This is a genomic window from Shewanella sp. QJM3NY_23, assembly GCF_056173105.1.
The window spans coordinates 2,096,561-2,117,090 of the sequence record NZ_CM149657.1 but is presented as its reverse complement, the minus strand read 5'-3'; the positions used below and the strand labels follow the sequence as shown (position 1 = coordinate 2,117,090).

16 protein-coding genes and 4 tRNA genes are annotated in these 20,530 nt (G+C 44.5%); 10 read left to right on the top strand and 10 right to left on the bottom strand.

The annotated features are described in order from the left end of the window. Positions 1-5: 5 nt before the first annotated feature. Together AC0VXX_RS09610 and AC0VXX_RS09605 are read left to right on the top strand one after the other, a co-directional pair. Entirely contained in the window at positions 6-1,667 is a 1,662-nt protein-coding gene (locus tag AC0VXX_RS09610; protein WP_475514055.1) for a phosphoethanolamine transferase, read from the top strand. 126 nt (positions 1,668-1,793) lie between these two features. Beyond that, the gene (locus AC0VXX_RS09605) at positions 1,794-2,822 is read left to right on the top strand and encodes a GGDEF domain-containing protein (protein WP_475514054.1); all 1,029 of its coding nucleotides are present in this window, start codon (positions 1,794-1,796) and stop codon (positions 2,820-2,822) included. Positions 2,823-3,048: 226 nt separating this feature from the next. On the opposite strand, the gene AC0VXX_RS09600 is transcribed toward AC0VXX_RS09605, so the two are convergent. From AC0VXX_RS09600 to AC0VXX_RS09575, 6 genes are all read right to left on the bottom strand, one after another. Continuing rightward, complete coding sequence (locus tag AC0VXX_RS09600; protein WP_475514053.1) at positions 3,049-5,748, bottom strand: bifunctional acetate--CoA ligase family protein/GNAT family N-acetyltransferase; 2,700 nt, start codon at positions 5,746-5,748, stop codon at positions 3,049-3,051. A 428-nt stretch (positions 5,749-6,176) separates the two neighbouring features. Continuing rightward, positions 6,177-6,253 (bottom strand) — tRNA-Met (locus AC0VXX_RS09595). Between the two features lie 47 nt (positions 6,254-6,300). After that, positions 6,301-6,377 (bottom strand) — tRNA-Val (locus AC0VXX_RS09590). Between the two features lie 15 nt (positions 6,378-6,392). Beyond that, positions 6,393-6,469, bottom strand: a tRNA-Met gene (locus AC0VXX_RS09585). Between the two features lie 48 nt (positions 6,470-6,517). After that, positions 6,518-6,594 (bottom strand) — tRNA-Val (locus AC0VXX_RS09580). Between the two features lie 177 nt (positions 6,595-6,771). After that, positions 6,772-8,130 (bottom strand): MATE family efflux transporter, encoded by a 1,359-nt coding sequence (locus AC0VXX_RS09575; RefSeq protein ID WP_475514052.1) that lies wholly within the window; start codon positions 8,128-8,130, stop codon positions 6,772-6,774. A 29-nt stretch (positions 8,131-8,159) separates the two neighbouring features. Here AC0VXX_RS09575 and AC0VXX_RS09570 point away from each other — a divergent pair, with 29 nt between their 5' ends. Next, on the top strand, positions 8,160-8,783 hold the full coding sequence (locus AC0VXX_RS09570) for a riboflavin synthase subunit alpha (RefSeq protein WP_475514051.1): 624 nt from the start codon (positions 8,160-8,162) through the stop codon (positions 8,781-8,783). A gap of 345 nt (positions 8,784-9,128) precedes the next feature. On the opposite strand, the gene AC0VXX_RS09565 is transcribed toward AC0VXX_RS09570, so the two are convergent. Continuing rightward, positions 9,129-9,329 (bottom strand): CPXCG motif-containing cysteine-rich protein, encoded by a 201-nt coding sequence (locus AC0VXX_RS09565; protein ID WP_110457704.1) that lies wholly within the window; start codon positions 9,327-9,329, stop codon positions 9,129-9,131. Further along, complete coding sequence (locus AC0VXX_RS09560; RefSeq protein ID WP_475514050.1) at positions 9,326-10,066, bottom strand: SDR family oxidoreductase; 741 nt, start codon at positions 10,064-10,066, stop codon at positions 9,326-9,328. The genes AC0VXX_RS09565 and AC0VXX_RS09560 overlap by 4 nt, the downstream gene beginning before the upstream one ends. 605 nt (positions 10,067-10,671) lie before the next feature. Here AC0VXX_RS09560 and thrS point away from each other — a divergent pair. From thrS to rplT, 4 genes are all read left to right on the top strand, one after another. Continuing rightward, positions 10,672-12,600 carry a threonine--tRNA ligase gene (gene thrS, locus AC0VXX_RS09555; RefSeq protein ID WP_475514049.1) on the top strand — a complete coding sequence of 643 codons (1,929 nt, stop codon included), beginning with the start codon at positions 10,672-10,674 and terminating at the stop codon, positions 12,598-12,600. Between the two features lie 3 nt (positions 12,601-12,603). Next, positions 12,604-13,146: a translation initiation factor IF-3 gene (infC, locus tag AC0VXX_RS09550; RefSeq protein WP_475516985.1), complete on the top strand. Its 543-nt coding sequence runs from the start codon at positions 12,604-12,606 to the stop codon at positions 13,144-13,146. An 88-nt stretch (positions 13,147-13,234) separates the two neighbouring features. Continuing rightward, the gene (rpmI, locus tag AC0VXX_RS09545) at positions 13,235-13,429 is read left to right on the top strand and encodes a 50S ribosomal protein L35 (protein ID WP_011865828.1); all 195 of its coding nucleotides are present in this window, start codon (positions 13,235-13,237) and stop codon (positions 13,427-13,429) included. 18 nt (positions 13,430-13,447) lie between these two features. Continuing rightward, positions 13,448-13,807 carry a 50S ribosomal protein L20 gene (gene rplT / locus AC0VXX_RS09540; protein ID WP_011865827.1) on the top strand — a complete coding sequence of 120 codons (360 nt, stop codon included), beginning with the start codon at positions 13,448-13,450 and terminating at the stop codon, positions 13,805-13,807. 435 nt (positions 13,808-14,242) lie between these two features. Here rplT and trxB read toward each other — a convergent pair whose 3' ends face one another. Continuing rightward, entirely contained in the window at positions 14,243-15,196 is a 954-nt protein-coding gene (gene trxB / locus AC0VXX_RS09535) for a thioredoxin-disulfide reductase (protein WP_475514048.1), read from the bottom strand. Positions 15,197-15,329: 133 nt separating this feature from the next. Beyond that, positions 15,330-16,445, bottom strand: coding sequence for an alanine dehydrogenase (gene ald, locus AC0VXX_RS09530; RefSeq protein WP_475514047.1), 1,116 nt, complete (start codon positions 16,443-16,445; stop codon positions 15,330-15,332). A 178-nt stretch (positions 16,446-16,623) separates the two neighbouring features. On the opposite strand from ald, the gene lrp reads away from it, so the two are divergent. The 3 genes from lrp to lolA all read left to right on the top strand — a co-directional run bounded on the left by lrp (position 16,624) and on the right by lolA (position 20,524). Continuing rightward, positions 16,624-17,127: a leucine-responsive transcriptional regulator Lrp gene (gene lrp / locus AC0VXX_RS09525; protein ID WP_110457698.1), complete on the top strand. Its 504-nt coding sequence runs from the start codon at positions 16,624-16,626 to the stop codon at positions 17,125-17,127. A gap of 180 nt (positions 17,128-17,307) precedes the next feature. Beyond that, a complete protein-coding gene (locus AC0VXX_RS09520; protein WP_475514046.1) occupies positions 17,308-19,827 on the top strand; it encodes a DNA translocase FtsK in 2,520 nt (839 codons plus the stop codon). A gap of 70 nt (positions 19,828-19,897) precedes the next feature. Beyond that, positions 19,898-20,524, top strand: coding sequence for an outer membrane lipoprotein periplasmic chaperone LolA (lolA, locus tag AC0VXX_RS09515; RefSeq protein ID WP_475516984.1), 627 nt, complete (start codon positions 19,898-19,900; stop codon positions 20,522-20,524). Positions 20,525-20,530: the final 6 nt, after the last annotated feature.

Below are 20,530 nucleotides of genomic sequence, written 5' to 3'. Positions count from 1 at the left end.
TATACTTGAAATTCTTCATTAATAGATTCAGTACCAACCAGTTTACTTTCCTTATTGCACTGTTTTATGTTGCTATTTTTAATATTCCCTTGTTTAAATTAGTCAGACAAGGCATCGCCCAGCAGGGCGATGTCAATTATCTGTTTGTCGCCAGTCTGCCTTTTTTTTTATTATTTTCGCTGAGCATTATTTTTTCACTGTTTAGTATTAAGTGGATACTTAAACCGTTTTTTATGGTGTTGACTTTATTGTCATCGGCGTTGTTTTTTGCCGCGTTAGAGTACGGTGTCGTGTTTGATTACGGCATGATTGAAAATACCTTACAAACCAATAGCAGCGAGGCGTTTACCTATCTCAACCTTGACTCTGTGGTCACTGTTATTGTTACAGGCTTATTACCCGCATTATTGATTTATAGGATGAATATTACCTATAAACCTTTCTTCAAAGAGTTATTACACAAGCTGGCTTTTATATTAGTAATGGGACTAGGTATTGGTCTAATTGGCATGCTTTATTATCAACATTATGTCGCGTTTGGTCGAAATAACGATAAAATCAAGCGTTATATAGTACCAACCTATGCCGTAGGCTCCTTGGCGAAATATATCAATAGCAATTATTTACAAACTCCTTTGGTCTATAAACGACAGGGTATTGATGCCAAAAATATCTCTGCCGGTACTAACCAAAAACCTAATTTGCTGGTATTAGTGGTGGGCGAAACCGCTCGCTCGATGAATTATGGCTATTATGGTTACCATAGAGCAACGAATGTACATACTCAGCCCTTTGATATGATAGCGTTTCAAGACATGGTTTCTTGTGGCACCGCCACGGCAGTGTCACTACCTTGTATGTTTTCCAGTATGGACAGGCAAAGCTATAAAGCACGCGAGGCTCAGGCGCAAGATACCGTGCTTGATGTGCTCAGCTATGCTGGTATTAAGGTCAATTGGCTCGATAATGACAGTGGTTGCAAAGGAGTGTGCGACAGGGTTGAATATCTTAAGGTTGATATGAGTGCAGACAATCCATTTTGTGACGGCCATTATTGCTATGACGAGGTGTTATTAGCCGAGTTAGATAAACACTTAGCGTTACCAGTACCCCAAGACTCCCTTATCGTACTGCATATTATGGGATCTCATGGTCCTACTTATTATTTGCGTTATCCCGATGCGCACCGCACCTTTATTCCAGATTGTCAGCGTAGTGATATTCAAAATTGCAGTGATGCTGAATTAATCAATACCTATGATAATACAATTTTGTATTCTGATTATATTCTGGCTCAGGTTATTGAGCGGCTAAAAGAGACGCAACATAAGGTCGATAGTGCATTATTGTATGTGTCAGACCATGGAGAGTCGTTAGGTGAGCGAGGTTTATACCTGCACGGTACGCCTTATGCTTTTGCACCAAAAGAACAAATTTCTGTCCCGTTGTTGGCTTGGTTTTCGGCTGATTTTGCTGCTGATAATCAATTGAATATCGATTGTTTAACTCAATTTGCAACCCAAGGAGGCTTTTCTCATGACAATTTATTTTCGAGCTTACTCGGGCTAATGAATGTGACTACCAGCCTTTATCTTCCAGCGATGGATCTGTTTTCAAGTTGCAGAGCCGATATAGATAAAAGCAGTCTAAGTGCAACAAAACAGTAACAAAGTTGCTGCGAAAGTGCGGATAATTGTTTATGGTAGAGGTATCTTGCTCACCAACTTAGGTCGGTTGTTTATAAGACTCAGTATTTCCCCTGTGTTTTAGTCACTAATCAATGGCGATAATGAATGAATTTAGCACAACATATTTCTGAAACGGAGCTTTCAGCTAAAATTTTACGGCATGCCGTCCCCCGTATGTCCGAACTCAATATTCCGGTTACACCCGATAATTACGCCGTATGGTATGAGTACTTTCGTGGGGTTAACCTTGATTTGAAACGTGCTATAGATGGATTATTATCAAATCAGGTAAGCTTTACCCGAGACATTAACGCTAGCTTGCATAATCGGTTTATTCAAGAACAATCACCGGAAGTGATTCAAACCGTCCAGGTTGAAACCCAATTACTGATTAATAGCTTAATGACTAAGCTGTCTATGATGACCGCAGGTACTGCTAAGTTTGGCCAGAGTCTGAGCGATTTTTGTAATGATATATCACTGTCTCCAGATCAAAAAACCTTGGATGGCCTCATCGATGCACTAGCCCAAGAAGTCAGTAGTGTGGTGTTGAGTAATCAGCAGATGGAGCAGAGTCTATCTATGATGAGCCAAGAGATTGTTGGTCTTAAGTCCGAGATGCAAAACTTAAATCTGGTGGCAATGACGGATCAACTGACCTCTTTATATAATCGTCGTGCATTCGATGAAGAACTCCTGAGTCATATTCAATATTTTAAACAACATAATACCCATAGCAGTTTATTGATTATCGATATCGATAACTTTAAACAATTTAATGATCTTCATGGCCACTTGGTTGGCGATAAGGTGCTGGCTTATATTGCGCTGGCGCTGAAGCAAGGCGTTAGAGGCGAAGATTTTGTCGCGCGCTATGGTGGCGAAGAGTTTGTGGTGTTACTGCCAGATACCGAGCATGCCGGTGCTATGGTGGTGGCTGAGTTACTGCGAAGCCGTATTGCAGAGCGACGTTTGAGCATAGGTAAAGATAATAAGCTGTCCCTTGGTGCTATCACTGTATCTGTTGGGGTGGCGAGTTTACGCAGTGGTGATGATAGAGACAGCTATTTTATTCGTGCCGATGAGTCACTGTATCGGGCCAAATCAGCGGGACGTAACTGTGTTAAAGGCTAAAAGCTGAGGTCTGTACCAGGTGGTATGCTTTATATTCGTTGCTACGCTTTACATTGATAGTGGCCTGACGCTATTTAACGACGCCATTTGACAACCTTGGCACGTTAATCCCAGCTAGGTACGCTATTTAACGTCAGTATCTTATGACCCTAACCATTAGCTGTTTTAGTGAGCTTTTTCGTTAGCGTAGTGGTTTTGGTCTGTTTTATCGGTTTACTATAGTAAGTTACTCACTTGGTTTTAATTGCATATCCATCTTGATTAAGCGTTCATCCATATCGAACGTTACGGTAAAGCCAAGGCTTTTGGCTAGGCTCGCCATATTGCGATTTTCAAACATGGTAAACCCGGTCAATACTTGAGTATCATTGGCCTTGTAATAGGCAATCAGCTTTTCGAGAAGGAGTTTACCTAGCCCAATCCCCTGATGGTCGCTGCGAACCGCCATAGCAAACTCGGCTTCGGTATTATCAGGATCGATAGAGGCCCGCACAGCACCTAAAGTGATATCTTCACCGTCAGGGCCTTTGGTGGTGGCAATAAACGCCATCTCTCTGGCGTAATCAATCTGAGTTAAAACCGCCATCTCTTCATGTGTCATCTTAGAGCGGACTCCAAAATAGCGCTTATATCTGTCTTCGTCAGAAAGGGAATTATCGAAGGCTAAATGTTTAGGTTCATCTTCTGGCAATATGGGGCGCAGCATGATCTCTAGGCCGTTTTTTAATCTAGCGCGTTGCTCTAACTCTTTAGGGTAGGGGCAGATAGCCAGACGATTACTGTTATCTATCACCCCCTCTTGCAGCTGGATGTTGACATCGAGCAGGGTGATTTGCTCTCCGGCGCACAGTACTGGGTTGAGATCTAAGCCCGCTATTTCGGGGCAATCGATGATCAGGTGAGAAATTTGCGTCAACATCACGCACAGGGCATTCATGTCGAGCCCTAAGGGTAAGTGTCTGTCTTTGAGTTTATGGGTCTTTAATGCTTGGATCACCATATAGCGTGCTAAGGTCATGTTCAGCGGGGGCAGGGCAACTACGGCATCGGTGCTGGGTTGCCATTCTGAGCCGCCTTCACCGAGTAAAATTGCCGGACCAAATACAGGATCGTTAATTACCGCGACCCGGATCTCCTGAGCTCCAGCGGTAAGAGCCATTTTTTGCACTATCATACCTTCAATAATGGCATCGGGATTTAAGCTATGCACACGGCCGATGATGGCATCGGCTGCTTGCATCAACTCATTACGAGTCGTTAAGTTGAGTATGACACCGTGCACATCTGATTTATGATGAATATCAGGTGATTGCACTTTTAATGCGACAGGGTAGCCTATTTGATCAGCAAGTTCAGCAGCCTGCTGCGCCGAAGTGGCGAAATGGGTTTCGATGGTATTAAGGCCATAGGCGCTCATGATCGCCATCGCTTCATGGGTCTCGAGCACTTTTTTGTGTTTAGCTAAAGCTTGACCTAAGAGTTGCCGTGCCAGCTCGGCATCGGTGGGAATATTATCGGGGATAGACTGAGGGACTTCTTGTAATAACTTTTGGTTGCGGCGGTATTCCACCATGTGCATAAAGGCCCCCACGGCACCTTCTGATGTTCTATAGGTTGGGATCCCCGCGCGGTTAAAGCATCTGCGTCCTGCATAAGCTGAATCTTCGCCACTCCAATTGGTAAGCACATTGATGCGATTACGATTAGGGTGAGAGGCGATTAACGTCGCTATACGCTCGGCAATTTCCACGCTATCACCCAGCGCCGACGGCGAGTGCAACACTAAAATCGCATCGGTAATATCGGCATTCATTAAAATGTTTAAACATTGAGTGTAGCGTTCTGCATCGGCATCACCGCCAATATCAACCGGGTTTTGTCCTGACCATGTGCTGGGTAATAAGGCATTGAGGGCATCGGTGCAGGCTTGATCAAGCTGCGCGGCTTTGCCGCCGCTTAACATCAACTGATCGAGTGCGAGTACCGCAGGACCACCGCCGTTAGTCATGATGGCGAGACGTTCACCTTCTAAGGCAGAGGAGTGGGCTAGGGTTTCAACGGCGGCAAATAACTCAATTAGGTCGTTAACCCTTAACATACCAGCACGTCTAAAAGCGGCCTCATAGACGGCATCATTACCACCAATCCCACCCGTATGTAATTTGGCGGCCGTAGTCCCTTCTAAGCTCCGTCCCGACTTAATCACTAAAATCGGTTTATTACGTGCGGCCGCTCTAGCGGCAGATAAAAAGTGACGCTTCTCATTGATAGAGTCGACATAGAGCAAAATGGCTGTGGTGCGAGAGTCTCGGCCGAGAAAATCCAGTAATTCGTCAAAGTCGATATCGGTAGCGTCACCTAAGGAGATAAAAGAGGAAAACCCGATCCCCTTGTTATTAGCCCAGTCCAACACCGTCGTACATATGGCTGCCGATTGTGACACAAAGGCGATTTTTCCTGGCAGGGCGCTAGTGTGGGCTAAACTGGCATTGAGCCCCAAATTGGGGAGTATCATGCCTAAACTGTTTGGGCCCAATAAACGCATGCCATAGCGCTTTGCGTATTGGCGGGTTAACGCCAATAAATTATTGCCTTCATCATCGCTTTGCATCGCCATACCAGAGGCATTAATAATGGCCACTTTACAGCCAAATTGAGCCAGTCGTTCAACAATGGCGGGGACACGGGCGGCGGCGGTGCAGATAATCGCGAGATCGGGCTTTAAGGGTAATGATTCGATATTGGGGTAAGCTAACACACCGAGCACGGCTTCATACTTTGGGGTGACGGGCATGATAGGGCCTGAGAAGCCCCCTGATAAAAGGTTGCGCATCACGACATTACCTGCTCGTTTTTTTCCATTAGATGCACCAATAATGGCAACCGATTTTGGCTTAAATAAAGAGTGTAATGTCCGCTGACTCATGCTGAGCTCCAATTGCCACTTATCCCTTAGCAGTGTAACTCAATTTATTATTTTTTCTCTAAGATTTTAGTAGGATAAGTATTACTATTAGTTGGCTCAGTATGGGTAAGGAGTTGCGAGCTAAGGGCATTACTCTTGTAATAAGCCGCTATGTCATTAATGTGGTCATCAGATAAATAATGCTGATCATCATTCTAGTTAAATCAATTATAAAGAAGACAAGGGAGATTGACAGAATGGCTACTCAAGCAGATTGCAATGCTGTCAGATTACAATTGATACGTCCTACGATTAGTCAAGCAGTTGATTATCTGTAGATGTTATAAGTGTTCAGTTGCACTTGAGTGATGTAGATAGTCATTAGAGTAGGGCATTGTGGAATTTTAGATACAAAAAAACCAGCTTTCGCTGGCTTATCACTTTAAAATTGGTTGCGGGAGCCGGATTTGAACCGACGACCTTCGGGTTATGAGCCCGACGAGCTACCATACTGCTCCATCCCGCGTCCGTATTTTAAGCGTTACAGTTGTTTTATTTCTACTGTAAAAGAAGTGGTACAACCGAGTGGATTCGAACCACCGACCCCTACCATGTCAAGGTAGTGCTCTAACCAACTGAGCTACGGTTGTATCGCAATTGAAAATTGGTTGCGGGAGCCGGATTTGAACCGACGACCTTCGGGTTATGAGCCCGACGAGCTACCATACTGCTCCATCCCGCGTCCGTATTTTCAGTGCATATCGCTATTTTACTTCTGCAATAAAAGAAGTGGTACAACCGAGTGGATTCGAACCACCGACCCCTACCATGTCAAGGTAGTGCTCTAACCAACTGAGCTACGGTTGTATTGTTTGTTGTTTGGCTGTTGCCATCGAACGAGCGCTATATTAAGGGGGATCTTACTGTTGTTGCAAGTAAAAAAAGTAATTTTTTAGCTAAGCGGTGATTTGCTGTGCAACTTGTGGTTTTATCCTCCAAGATGATGACCTTATCGCCATCATCTTGGCACTGTGCAGTCAATTTTTATAACGGACTAATGGCTGCGCGGTGTGTTTGGATATACTTAAGGCGCAATGCAAATAGTAGCGCCGCCGAAGTCAGGCCAGCAATCAGTCCAATCCAAAAGCCATGTGCGCCCATTGCTGGCACAATATGATCCGTTTGGGCAAGCAAGTAACCCAATACCATGCCGATAGCCCAGTAAGACACTAATGTAATGTAAAACGCACTGCGCGTATCTTTATATCCCCTTAATGCACCAGCAGCGACGACTTGCACCGAATCGGAGAGTTGATACAAGGCGGCTAAAAACATTAGGCTGCCAGCAAGCGTGACCACTTCAGGGTTATTGTTATAAAGGAGTGCAATTTGAGTTCTAAAGGCGACAGTGATAATTGCGGTGATCACCGCCAAGGAAAACGCAATGAGCAATCCCACTTTGGTTACCAGTTTAGCAACGACCTCTTTTTCTTGTCCTAGGTAATAACCCACCCGAATCGATACCGCAATACCAATGGACAGTGGCAACATGAATACGATAGATGAGAAGTTGAGGGCTATCTGATGGCCTGCAACGACGTTAGCACCCATAGGGGCAAGTAATAGCGCGATAATAGCAAACAGGCTAACCTCGAAGAACAGCGCCATCGCGATCGGCATACCATGTTTGGTCATGGTCCAAATGGTGGACCAATTCGGTAGGTGAAATGCACTGAACGGCGCCAGCTGTTTGAAACGTGAATGCAGCTGCATATAAAGAGTCATCGAAATCAACATGGCCCAAAAGACCAATGCCGTCGCGATACCACAACCAGCACCACCCATGGCCGGAACACCAAAGTGGCCATAGATAAAGATATAGTTGGCTGGAATATTGACCGCGAGTCCAACAAACCCGATGATCATCGTTGGTAAAGTGTAAGAGATCCCTTCGCTGCATCCTCGCAGGACTTGGTACAATACAAAGGCGGGTACCCCCCATGCAAACCCATAGAGGTACTCCACACTTAACGCAGCGAGCTCAGGCTCTAAGCCCATCCATTTAAAGATCTGTGGCGCAAAAAACAGGAAGGAGATAACCACAAGGCTGCCAATTATGGCAATATAGGCGGCCTGAAACGCAATCGGTTGAATCGCTTTTTGATCGTTCGCACCATGGTGATGGGCAAATACTGGGGTAAAGGCCATCAACAGGCCTTGCACAAACAGTAGGGCGGGTAACCAGAGGCTTCCTCCGATAGCCACAGCGGCCATATCGACCGCACTGACCCGACCTGCCATTACGGTATCGATAAAGCCCATCATGGTTTGAGTGACTTGAGCGATAAGCACTGGCAGCGCTAATTGAACGAGCTTTTTGGCTTGAAAGCCGAATTGATTCATGGATAAAGCCTTAATACAGCGAGTAAAATATGTTTACAGGTATTGTTCAAGCCACATGCAATGTTGTGGCAATTACTAAAAAAAATGGACTCAATACGATCGAAATCGCTTTCCCTTCACATCTTATACAGGGATTAGTGACTGGGGCGAGCGTCGCCACCAATGGCGTGTGCCTAACGGTGACTAAGGTTGCTGATGATAGGGTGTTTTTTGATGTAATGGAAGAGACATTAAACGTCACGAATCTAGCAAACCTAAGCGTAGGCTCGTTGGTGAATATCGAACGGTCACTCACTTTCGGTAGTGAGATTGGCGGCCATATTCTATCGGGCCACGTTCATACGCAGGCGTTGATCACTGACGTTAGCCATACCGAGCAACATTTTGACCTAACATTAGAGGTTGCCCCTAAGTGGATGAATTATATTCTTTATAAAGGTTTTGTCGGTGTAAACGGCTGTAGTCTAACGGTAGGGAAAGTGACTGAGAACAGTTTTAAGTTACATCTTATCCCTGAAACCTTAGCATTAACCAACCTCAGTGAATGCAAGCAAGGTGATCGACTTAATATTGAAATAGACAGTCAAACGCAAGCGATTGTCGATACCGTAGAGCGAGTACTGGCTAAACGTTTTGCACAGCAGAGCAACTAGAGCACCATTTGCAACCTTGCAGTGGCCAGCATTTTGCTAGCCGCTGCGCTTAAATCCTGGTATTTAACACGTTGCGTGAGTAAGTCTCTAATATGAAGTCATTGAGATGATCTCACTGAGCTTAAGCTAATACGTTAAATTAACTGAGCATTGGTATTGAACATTGAGCATTGTGTATTGTGATTGAGTATTGGCAGTACGCCAAGATTTTAGCTTAACCTCTAGCGTTACATGCCTGTTAATTCACTATCCCAGCAAGAGAGTGGTAACTCTAGTTGTCACTTTGCCGCAGTCGCTATTATCAAACAGCGAAGCTTGATCTGATACTGGCAAGTATCCTAAGAGTTAGTAGACTTGTTCATCATCAGAGTCAATATACAACTCAACTCTATGCTGAGCAGCGTCAACGTGAGTACGCATATGGATGGGGTTACAGCATACGCGGCAGTCATCATAATAGTCTTGATCGCCACAGCTGATGTCGATGTTAATATGTTGATGATGACCGCAATGGGGGCAGCTGATCACTTTGTCTATAATTCTCATCCGTCGGCTCCTTGGTAACCTGTTGCGCTGCGACCACCATCAACGGCGATCACTTGACCAGTAATATAGTGCGCATCAATTAAAAAGTTCACTGCGTGGGCGATGTCGTCAACTGTGCCACAGCGCCGCAGTGGGATCTGCTTTAGCACTTGCTCTTGGGCAGCATCATTGGCTTGTTCAGGCCATAGTATAGCGCCTGGAGAGACCCCATTTACACGCACTTTTGCGCCAAGTTCTTGCGCTAATGAATAGGTCGCCATTTTTAACGCAGCTTTCGACATTGAGTATAGTCCATGGCCCAACAATGGCCTGTCTGCGTGGATATCAATTAAGTTAATCACACATCCCTGATTATCCGTTAATATGCGCTTTACCCCTTGTACAATAAGGTAGGGCGCCATTAGGTTTACCGATAATAGGGTAGTCAAGGCGCTGTGATCGACAATCGAGTTATCGGCACTGAATAAAGATGCGTTATTGATAACGACTTTCAAGGCGGGGCATTGCTGTGAAACTTGGTCGATAAGGCGCTCTATCTCTTGAGCTTGACTCAAGTCAGCTTGGAATAATCGGCAGGAGTTTGCTCTAGTGGCATTAAGTTGATCGCAGAGCGCTGTTGCATCATAGCTTGAGCGTGAATAGTGCAGTGCGATGTTGTAGCCCAACTGATGTAAATGTAATGCGATGGCACGGCCAATTCGCTGTGCTCCACCAGTAATCAGCACCCAATTATTCATGTTAAATGACGTCCTTCGTTATCATAAAATACAGTGATAGAGCTTAACAGCCTTGAGCTTAAGGGCTAGTAGTTACCTGGATTAATGTGATCAACTAGCAGCTCATTGACGAGCATGAGCCATTGTTAGTCCTTGCCTATGCTATAGGAAATAAGGCATAGGAAATAGATTACATAGATGACATAAGATATCACTCCATGTATTTCAGGGGATTTAGGGAGGATCAATTTATCGCGCCATCCTCTTTGCCGTGTGCCTCGAGTGACACATGCACAAGAGTAAGTGGCGTTGCCTTGCCAGTAATAGTGACTTTAACATGGGAGTAATCTCCTTGTTATTAACGTCTATCAGAGTAGTGCGCCGCTATGACCGATGAATGACAAATAAGTCGCTAATTGATGACAATCAATCAATGGTTTTTCGTGAGATAAGTAGAGTCAAGACGGCATTACTCTTGCGATTTATGGCTCAGCCCCCTAAAATGACCGCCCTGCATTGAGGAATCCCAAAACTTTAGTAATGTTTTGCTCTTCAGATGCTTATTTCTTTTGACTTAACTAACCAAGTGGCCCTACGTGGGGGTCACCACTGGATAAGGAATTTTCATGCCTGTAATTACACTTCCTGATGGTAGCAAGCGCGAGTTTGCTCATGCCGTATCAACACTTGATGTCGCCGCCGATATCGGTCCAGGTCTTGCTAAAGCCTGTATCGCTGGTCGCGTTAATGGTGAGCTAAAAGATGCTTGCGATCTGATTGAATCGGATGCTGAACTCGCTATCATCACGGCAAAAGATGAAGAGGGCGTTGAAATATTACGTCACTCGTGTGCGCATCTATTAGGTCATGCCATCAAGCAAATGTGGCCAGAAACCAAGATGGCGATCGGGCCTGTGATTGATAACGGTTTTTATTATGATATCGATCTCGATCATAAGTTGACCGAAGATGATATCGCCGAGCTAGAAAAACGCATGCTAGCGCTAGCAAAAACCGATTATAAGGTGATTAAACGTGTAGTCAGCTGGCAAGAAGCACGCGACACTTTTGAGTCGCGTGGTGAAGTGTATAAGATGGCAATTTTGGATGAGAACATCAGTAAAGATGATTCGCCAGCACTTTATCATCACGAAGAATATATCGACATGTGTCGTGGTCCTCATGTGCCAAACATGAAGTTTTGTCATCACTTTAAGTTAATGAGTGTGGCTGGCGCCTATTGGCGTGGTAACTCCGACAATAAAATGTTGCAACGTGTCTACGGTACAGCATGGGCTGATAAAAAAGCATTAAAGACCCATCTTACTCGTCTAGAAGAGGCGGCTAAACGAGACCATCGTAAAATCGGTAAGCAACTTGATTTGTATCATATGCAAGAAGAAGCACCAGGAATGGTGTTTTGGCACAATGATGGTTGGAGTCTGTTCCTAGAATTAGAAAAGTTCATTCGTCAAAAGTTAGGTCAATACACCTATCAAGAAGTGAAAGGTCCATTAATGATGGATCGTGTACTTTGGGAACGCAGTGGTCATTGGGATAAGTATTCTGAAGCCATGTTTACGACGCAATCAGAAAACCGTGAATATGCGGTTAAACCGATGAACTGCCCAGGTCATGTACAGATTTTTAACCAAGGTTTAAAATCATATCGCGATCTCCCTTTACGTATGGCTGAGTTTGGCTGCTGCCATCGTAACGAACCCTCAGGCTCATTACATGGCTTGATGCGCGTCCGCGGTTTTACTCAAGATGATGCACATATCTTCTGTACTGAAGAACAAGTGCAACAAGAAGTTAGCGCCTGTATCAAAATGGTTTACGATACATATGAAACATTCGGCTTCAAAGATATCGTGGTGAAGTTGTCTACTCGCCCTGAAAAACGTATCGGCGATGACGACATGTGGGATCGTGCCGAACAAGCATTAATGGACGCATTGCAGGCAAATGAGATTGAATATGAGATTTTGCCTGGCGAAGGTGCCTTCTATGGCCCTAAAATTGAATTTACATTGCATGATTGCTTAGACAGAGCATGGCAATGTGGTACAGTGCAGCTCGATTACGCACTGCCGGGGCGTTTAGGTGCGACTTATGTTGCAGAAGACAATAGTCGTCAAACGCCAGTGATGATCCATCGTGCTATTTTAGGCTCCTTAGAGCGCTTCCTTGGCATTTTGATTGAAGAATATGCGGGTAAATTCCCAACTTGGCTTGCTCCTGTGCAGGCGGTTGTCATGAATATTACCGACAAACAATCAAATTATGTCGATGAAGTTGTCAATTTATTCAAAGATCAGGGAATTCGTGCTTCGAAAGACTTGAGGAATGAGAAGATAGGCTTTAAAATACGCGAACACACACTAAGGCGTGTCCCCTATCTTTTGGTCGTTGGTGACCAAGAAATGGAAAATAGGGAAGTAGCGGTGCGAACCAGAGATGGTGTTGACTTGGGTAAAATGCGAATCGAAGATTTTGCTGCCAAGGTCAAACAACAAATTTCGCTCCGTAGTCTAAATATGTTGGAGGAATAGGTCATAAAGATCAAAAAAACAGATGCGCGCAAAGCAGCGGCAAATAGAATTAACGAACTCATTGTAGGCGTATCAGAAGTACGTCTAAGTGGGTTAGATGGTGAAGTTATCGGTATTGTCAGCCTCAAGGAAGCTCAAGAGCTTGCAGACGAAGCTGGTGCTGATCTGGTAGAGATTAGCCCTAATGCTGAGCCGCCTGTATGTCGTATTATGGACTACGGGAAGTTCATTTTTGAGAAAGGGAAAGCTCAAAAAGAACAAAAAAAGAAGCAGAAACAGATACAGGTGAAGGAAATAAAATTCCGTCCCGGTACTGATGAAAACGACTATCAGGTAAAACTACGCAACCTGACGCGTTTTCTAAATGACGGCGACAAAGCGAAAGTTACGCTTCGTTTCCGTGGTCGCGAGATGGCTCACCAGAGTCTTGGTATGAATCTTTTGAATCGTATTAAAGATGACTTGGCTGAGATAGCAGTTGTTGAGTCCTTTCCAAAAATGGAAGGACGTCAGGCTGTGATGGTACTTGCGCCGAAAAAGAAATAGTAAGGCAACCATAAAAAGTAGCAGAGACCTTTTTTAGGGACTCTGCTCGCCTTGCGTTTTATTAATGTCCCAATGCGGAGTTTTAGCAATGCCTAAAATGAAAACAGACAAGGGTGTACAAAAGCGTTTTAAGAAAACCGCTAACGGTTTTAAGCGCAAGCAAGCCCATTTACGTCATATTTTGACAAAGAAGAGCACTAAGCGTAAACGTCACTTACGTGCAAAATGTTTAGTTGCAAAGTCTGATGTGCCAGCAATCGCACGTCAACTACCATACGCTTAATTAAAGGAGTAAAGAACAATGCCTAGAGTTAAGCGTGGTGTAACCGCTCGTGCTCGTCACAAGAAAGTACTAAAACTAGCCAAAGGTTATTACGGAGCTCGCTCACGTACTTACCGTGTTGCAAAGCAAGCCGTAACTAAAGCTGGTCAATATGCCTACCGTGACCGTCGTCAAAAGAAACGTCAATTCCGTCAACTATGGATTGCACGTATCAATGCGGCTTCTCGTCAAAATGGTCTGTCTTATAGCCGTTTCATCAACGGTCTTAAGAAAGCGTCTATCGAAATCGATCGTAAGATTTTGGCTGACATCGCTGTATTCGACAAAGTTGTATTTGCAACTTTAGTTGAAAAAGCAAAAGAAGCATTAGCTAAGTAATTAGTATGTATTGCTTGGAAAAGGGGCCTTAGGGCCCCTTTTTTATTGCTTGTATTTTTACCCTAATGTCTATTGCTATTCTCTTGCTGTATATCACTAATGTATTGGTTGCTAATAATTTTGTGCACTTTACTAAAACAACGAGCCAGCGGCCTGTGAGTTTTCTGGTGGCAGGTATTAGGGCATCAATATCTTACCTTCTTTAGAGACGTAAGTTCCAATGCACTTATTATTGATGACAGTATGGCTCTGAAAGTAAAGGCGTTAGCGAGTGATGATTTTTAATAAACCGAGTGATTGGTAGAAGGGGAGTAATACATAAAGTTGACTCAATATAGGCTATTAACAGCACTTACGTTGATATGTCTATAATTTATATACCTTTGTGTAGTACAAAAAAAGCAGGGCAAGCCTGCTTTTTAATCGACGGTCAAGTTATTTTAACGCATCAAGATAACGTTCGGCATCGAGCGCCGCCATACAACCAGTACCAGCGGATGTAATAGCTTGACGATAATGTTGGTCCATAACATCGCCCGCTGCAAATACGCCCTCAATACTGGTTTGAGTTGCATTACCATCTAGGCCACTTTGGACTTTGATGTAACCGTTGTTCATTTCGAGTTGGCCTGCAAACATTTCAGTGTTTGGCTTGTGACCAATCGCAACAAAAACACCCATTACTTCTAAATCTGTGATTGAACCATCTTTGGTGCTCTTCATCTTTAGGCCGGTAACACCCATGTTATCACCAACGACTTCTTCTAAAGTATTGTCCAGATGAAGTATGATGTTGCCGCTCTCAACTTTATCCATTAACCGTTTGGTTAAGATCTTTTCAGAGCGGAAGCTGTCACGACGATGGATAAGATGAACTTCAGAAGCGATATTACTCAAGTACAAGGCTTCTTCAACTGCGGTATTCCCGCCGCCAATCACTGCCACTTTTTGGTTACGGTAGAAGAAACCGTCGCAGGTTGCACAGGCCGAAACCCCTTTACCTTTAAATGCTTCTTCAGATTCGAGTCCCAAGTACATGGCTGATGCACCCGTTGAGATGATCAGAGCATCACAAGTGTAATCGCCACTGTCACCTTTCAATTGGAAAGGACGGACTTGTAAATTCACTTCATTGATATGATCAAATACAATTTCGGTGTCGAACTTCTCTGCATGCTTTTGCATCCGCTCCATTAATGCTGGACCAGTAAGATCGTCAGCATCACCCGGCCAGTTTTCAACTTCAGTCGTGGTGGTTAATTGACCGCCTTGTTGCATTCCGGTGATCATCACAGGTTTTAAATTAGCTCTGGCAGCATATACGGCTGCAGTATATCCAGCGGGGCCAGAACCCAAAATTAGTAAGTTACAGTGTCTAGCTTGGCTCATCTTTCTCTCCGTGCCTTATAGCGAATTGCAGCGATTGTAGGGAATTTAATGTTGAGGGTAAAGGCAATCTTTTAGATTGACCTAATCGAGAAAGGGAGCCAAAAGGCTCCCTTTATTGTGTATTACCCAGAACTTAAGCTAACAAAATGTTTGGGTCGACAAATTCAAGCCCTAAGGCTTCAGCCACTTCTTTACAAGTGATCTTGCCGTGCATAACGTTAAGACCGTTAAGCAAGTGCTTATCTTGCAATAAAGCATTGCGATAACCTAAGTCTGCCAGTTTTATGATATAGGGTAGGGTTGCATTGTTTAATGCAACAGTCGATGTACGTGCTACTGCACCTGGCATGTTCGCCACGCAGTAGTGAACTACGTCATCTACAATATAGGTAGGATCTTGATGCGTGGTCGCATGAGAGGTTTCAACACAACCACCTTGGTCAATAGCAACATCGACAATCGCGCTACCAGGCTTCATCTGCTTGATATGCTCTTTAGTGACCAATTTCGGCGCTGCAGCGCCAGGCACCAACACTCCGCCAATCACCAAGTCTGCCTCTAATACATGTTTTTCAATAGCGGCAGCTGTTGAATAGATGGCTTTAACTCGGTTATCGAACTGGGCATTTAACCGTCGTAGTGCATCAATGTTGCGATCCAGAATGACCACATCAGCACCGAGACCTACCGCCATTTGCGCCGCGTTGGTACCAACCATACCGCCACCGATAATGACCACTTTTGCTGGCTCAACCCCAGGTACACCGCCAAGTAACATACCGCGGCCACCTTTAGATTTTTCAAGTGCCATGGCACCGGCTTGAATCGACATACGACCAGCAACCTCAGACATAGGAGCCAGTAGCGGTAAACCACCACGGTTATCAGTGACAGTTTCGTAAGCGATACAAACGGCGCCGCTGTTAACAAGATCGTTCGTCTGTGGCAAATCTGGCGCAAGGTGAAGGTAGGTAAATAGCAGTTGATCTTGACGCAACATGGCGCGTTCAACGGCTTGTGGTTCTTTAACTTTGACAATCATCTCTGCTTTTTCAAACACTTCTTCTGCAGTGTTTAAAATAGATGCCCCAGCATCAATATAGTCTTGGTCATTAAAGTCAATGCCTAAACCAGCATTGGTCTCCACGTAAACAACATGACCTTTATTGGTCAATTCGCGGACACTTGACGGTACCATACCGACACGATACTCGTGGTTTTTGATTTCTTTAGGTACACCAATTATCATCTTCGAGCCTCAAAATGTAGAAAAACCCATTTTTGTGGGTTGTATTGTTATTTTATATGACCTGAACGTGATTGTTTCAGGGAAATCTAGTATAGTATCACTTCGGCAGTTAATACTGCCGTATTTCGGGTGTATGCAGAGCTAAATATTGTTTTAGTGATAAAGCAAGGTCAAAAATATGCTTAATAATAAAAAGAGTCCTATAAAAGACTTAGATCGGATCGATCGTAACATTCTTAATGAGTTACAAATGGATGGCCGCATTTCTAATGTTGAGTTATCTAAGCGTGTAGGTTTAAGCCCTACACCTTGTTTAGAGAGAGTTAAAAGACTCGAAAAGCAGGGGTATATCAATGGTTATACAGCGTTAGTAAATCCTCATTTTCTTGGGGCGTCTTTATTAGTGTTTGTTGAGATAACGCTTAATCGTGATACTGCTGAAGTATTTGATAAATTTAATCGGGCAGTTCAGTTATTAGATGATATTCAAGAATGTCATCTGGTTTCTGGAGACTTCGACTATTTGTTAAAAACTCGCGTATCAGATATGTCCGCATATCGTCGCTTGTTAGGTGAAACGTTATTGAAGTTGCCAGCGGTTTCAGATACCCGTACATACGTGGTGATGGAAGAAGTGAAGCAAACCAATAGAGTGGCAATTAATGTCACGCTTGAGTCATAGATCTTTTTAAGTCGTCAAAAGGAGCTTTTGAAGCTCCTTTTTTTTTAACCCGCATATAATTTCATCAACAACCCCCATTATCCTCATCTATTACGCTGTATCAACAGGGAAAACGCTGCACCTTGCAGATTATTTTGATATCTTAGCGCTACCTATTATTTTTGCATCATGGGTTTTCGTTTGTCTAAGGGAAATAGTGTAAAAACACTCAGTGGCATACAGCGTCTACTAGAAGGTGGACTGATTTTTTGCTGTATGGTGGCAACATTTATTCTACTGGCATTAAGTAGTTTTCATTCGTCTGATCCCGGATGGAGCCAATCACATTTCGACGGTGAGATTAAAAATCTGACTGGCGCGGTAGGGGCTTGGCTGGCCGATGTTTTATTCTATTTTTTTGGCTATACAGCCTATATTATTCCGGTGATAGTCGCTTTAACGGGCTGGTTGCTTTTTAAACGTATCCATAAACTCCTCGAGATCGATTACTTCTCGGTTGGCCTGCGGCTTATCGGTTTTTTGTTGATCATGTTTAGCCTTGCGGCGCTCGCAAGTATGAATGCTAACGATATTTATGAGTTTTCTGCAGGCGGAGTATCGGGTGATGTGATCAGCAGTGCCATGTTGCCTTATTTCAACCAACTCGGTACCACTTTACTGTTACTTTGCTTTGTCGGCGCAGGTTTCACCTTGCTCACGGGGGTGAGTTGGTTAACCGTTATTGATGCTATCGGCTATGGCACTATTTGGTGCTTTAGGCAATTAAAAACGATTCCTGAAAAGTTCTCTAGCGCACCCGAAACTGATGATACTAAAGGCTTTATGTCTGTAGTTAATCGGTTTAAAGAACAGCGCCGCCAACGTCATGAAGACGCGTTTGAAGTTGAAGACCTAGATGATGAGCAAGATAATCGCTTAGATGATCGGTCTGTGAGTGATAACGACAGTATTATCGATATGGCTCATATTAGTGCCGATGTGGATGACGCTCCGTCATTACACACCAAAGAGAAACCGAATAAAGCGAAATTTAGCCAATTAGCGCCGTCAATCAACACTGACCTTGATGATGAGATCGATTTTGATGACAGGCATTCAACGGGCGCAGTGGTTGCCGCTAAGCAGGAGACTGAGAAAGCCAAAATCGTGGATGGTGTTGTCGTCCTTCCCGGTGGCGATAGTGCACAACCCACTAAACCCACCACGCCATTACCCGACATCTCTTTACTGGATGTACCTAACCGCAAAGCTAATCCCATAAGCCCTGAAGAGTTGGATCAAGTGGCTAGGCTGGTTGAAGTTAAGCTTGCCGATTTTAATATCGTCGCTAATGTCGTCGGGGTTTTCCCTGGCCCGGTGGTGACTCGCTTTGAATTAGAACTCGCCCCAGGGGTTAAAGCGTCTAAAATAACCAACTTATCGAAAGATTTGGCCCGTTCTCTGCTGGCTGAAAGTGTGCGTGTTGTCGAGGTCATCCCGGGTAAAGCCTATGTGGGGCTTGAATTGCCCAATAAATTCCGCGAAACGGTCTTTATGCGTGATGTTTTGGACAGTAAAGCCTTTGCCGAGAGCCAATCACATTTGAGTATGGTACTTGGGCAAGATATTGCGGGTGAACCTGTTGTCGTTGACTTAGGTAAAATGCCTCATTTATTGGTGGCAGGTACCACTGGGTCGGGTAAGTCGGTCGGGGTCAATGTGATGATCACCAGCTTGCTATATAAGTCTGGCCCAGACGATGTACGTTTTATTATGATTGACCCTAAAATGCTCGAATTGTCTGTCTACGAAGGCATTCCACATTTACTGTGTGAAGTGGTGACCGACATGAAGGAGGCGGCCAATGCACTGCGCTGGTGTGTCGGTGAGATGGAGCGTCGTTATAAGTTGATGTCCGCATTAGGGGTGCGTAATCTCAAGGGCTATAACGTCAAAATTAAAGAGGCCAAGGCGCGAGGCGAGGTGATAACCGATCCGCTATGGCGCTCGCAAGACAGCATGGAAGAGCAAGCCCCCGAACTGGATAAACTGCCTTCAATTGTGGTGGTTGTGGACGAATTTGCCGATATGATGATGATTGTCGGTAAAAAAGTGGAAGAACTTATCGCCCGTATCGCTCAAAAAGCACGTGCGGCAGGGATCCACTTAATTTTAGCGACTCAGCGCCCTTCAGTCGATGTGATAACCGGCTTAATTAAAGCCAATATTCCAACACGTATGGCGTTCCAAGTGTCATCACGCATCGACTCGCGTACCATTCTCGATCAGCAAGGTGCTGAAGCCTTGCTCGGTATGGGTGACATGCTTTACTTGCCACCAGGTACGAGTGTGCCTAATCGGGTGCATGGTGCATTTATTGACGATCATGAAGTCCATGCGGTTGTTGCCGATTGGCACCGCCGCGGTAAGCCACAATATATTGATGAAATTTTACAGGGCTCAGCGGAAGGTGAACAAGTATTGTTGCCTGGCGAAGCAGCTGAAAGCGATGAAGAGACTGATGCGCTTTACGACGATGCCGTCGCCTTTGTTACAGAAACACGCCGCGGCTCTATCTCTAGTGTTCAACGTAAATTTAAGATTGGTTATAACCGAGCAGCGCGTATTATTGAGCAGATGGAAGCGCAAGGTGTGGTGAGTTCTCAAGGGCATAATGGTAACCGAGAGGTATTAGCGCCGCCTCCACCTAAAGTGTATTAACTTATCTTTGGCGATAAATACCGTTGATCTACTTTTGCGCTTTAGACATAAATAGGAACAGAAAATCATGATGTTGACTCGAATTGCATTACTCGCTTTAAGCTTACCCCTGCTGTTTACCGCGCAGGCCAGTGCCGATGATGCGGTCTCTTTAAAGCAAAAGCTAAGCGATTTAAACAGTTTAAAAGCCCAATTTAGCCAAACCGTTACTGATATTAACGGTAAGGTTATCCAGCAGGGAGAGGGGACATTTGCCCTTGCCGTGCCCAATCAATTTTATTGGCATTTAACCTCACCAGATGAGTCACTCATTGTGGCTGATGGCCAAGATGTATGGATTTACAATCCGTTTGCCGAGGAGGTGTCTGTACTTGATTTAAATCAGGCTATTGAGGCATCTCCCATCGCTTTATTGGTTCACCGTGATGACTATACTTGGCAACAATATCAGGTTACCCAAGCTGACAACTGTTACTCCATTGCGCCTAAAGATGTCGATGCTGGGGTCGCCAAGGTTGAAGTGTGTTTTAACGCCAGCAGTTTACAAACCATGAAGCTTGAAGATCAGCAAGGGAATCTCAGCGAGTTTAACTTGTCAGAGCAAGCGACGCTGGCTGATGCCGATAAGAGCCTGTTTGAATTTACGGTTCCCGAAGGCGTCGATATTGACGATCAACGCTTGAAAGCAATTAAGTAGGCTAGC

What these genes read in the sequence shown, in the direction of transcription:
- AC0VXX_RS09600 (WP_475514053.1), bottom strand. Translation starts at nt 5,748, where the DNA reads ATGAGTCAGCGGACATTACACTCTTTATTTAAGCCAAAATCGGTTGCC.
- AC0VXX_RS09565 (WP_110457704.1), bottom strand. Translation starts at nt 9,329, where the DNA reads ATGAGAATTATAGACAAAGTGATCAGCTGCCCCCATTGCGGTCATCAT.
- rpmI (WP_011865828.1), top strand. Translation starts at nt 13,235, where the DNA reads ATGCCTAAAATGAAAACAGACAAGGGTGTACAAAAGCGTTTTAAGAAA.
- rplT (WP_011865827.1), top strand. Translation starts at nt 13,448, where the DNA reads ATGCCTAGAGTTAAGCGTGGTGTAACCGCTCGTGCTCGTCACAAGAAA.
- trxB (WP_475514048.1), bottom strand. Translation starts at nt 15,196, where the DNA reads ATGAGCCAAGCTAGACACTGTAACTTACTAATTTTGGGTTCTGGCCCC.
- AC0VXX_RS09560 (WP_475514050.1), bottom strand. Translation starts at nt 10,066, where the DNA reads ATGAATAATTGGGTGCTGATTACTGGTGGAGCACAGCGAATTGGCCGT.
- thrS (WP_475514049.1), top strand. Translation starts at nt 10,672, where the DNA reads ATGCCTGTAATTACACTTCCTGATGGTAGCAAGCGCGAGTTTGCTCAT.
- AC0VXX_RS09605 (WP_475514054.1), top strand. Translation starts at nt 1,794, where the DNA reads ATGAATTTAGCACAACATATTTCTGAAACGGAGCTTTCAGCTAAAATT.
- ald (WP_475514047.1), bottom strand. Translation starts at nt 16,445, where the DNA reads ATGATAATTGGTGTACCTAAAGAAATCAAAAACCACGAGTATCGTGTC.
- AC0VXX_RS09570 (WP_475514051.1), top strand. Translation starts at nt 8,160, where the DNA reads ATGTTTACAGGTATTGTTCAAGCCACATGCAATGTTGTGGCAATTACT.
- AC0VXX_RS09575 (WP_475514052.1), bottom strand. Translation starts at nt 8,130, where the DNA reads ATGAATCAATTCGGCTTTCAAGCCAAAAAGCTCGTTCAATTAGCGCTG.
- lolA (WP_475516984.1), top strand. Translation starts at nt 19,898, where the DNA reads ATGTTGACTCGAATTGCATTACTCGCTTTAAGCTTACCCCTGCTGTTT.
- lrp (WP_110457698.1), top strand. Translation starts at nt 16,624, where the DNA reads ATGCTTAATAATAAAAAGAGTCCTATAAAAGACTTAGATCGGATCGAT.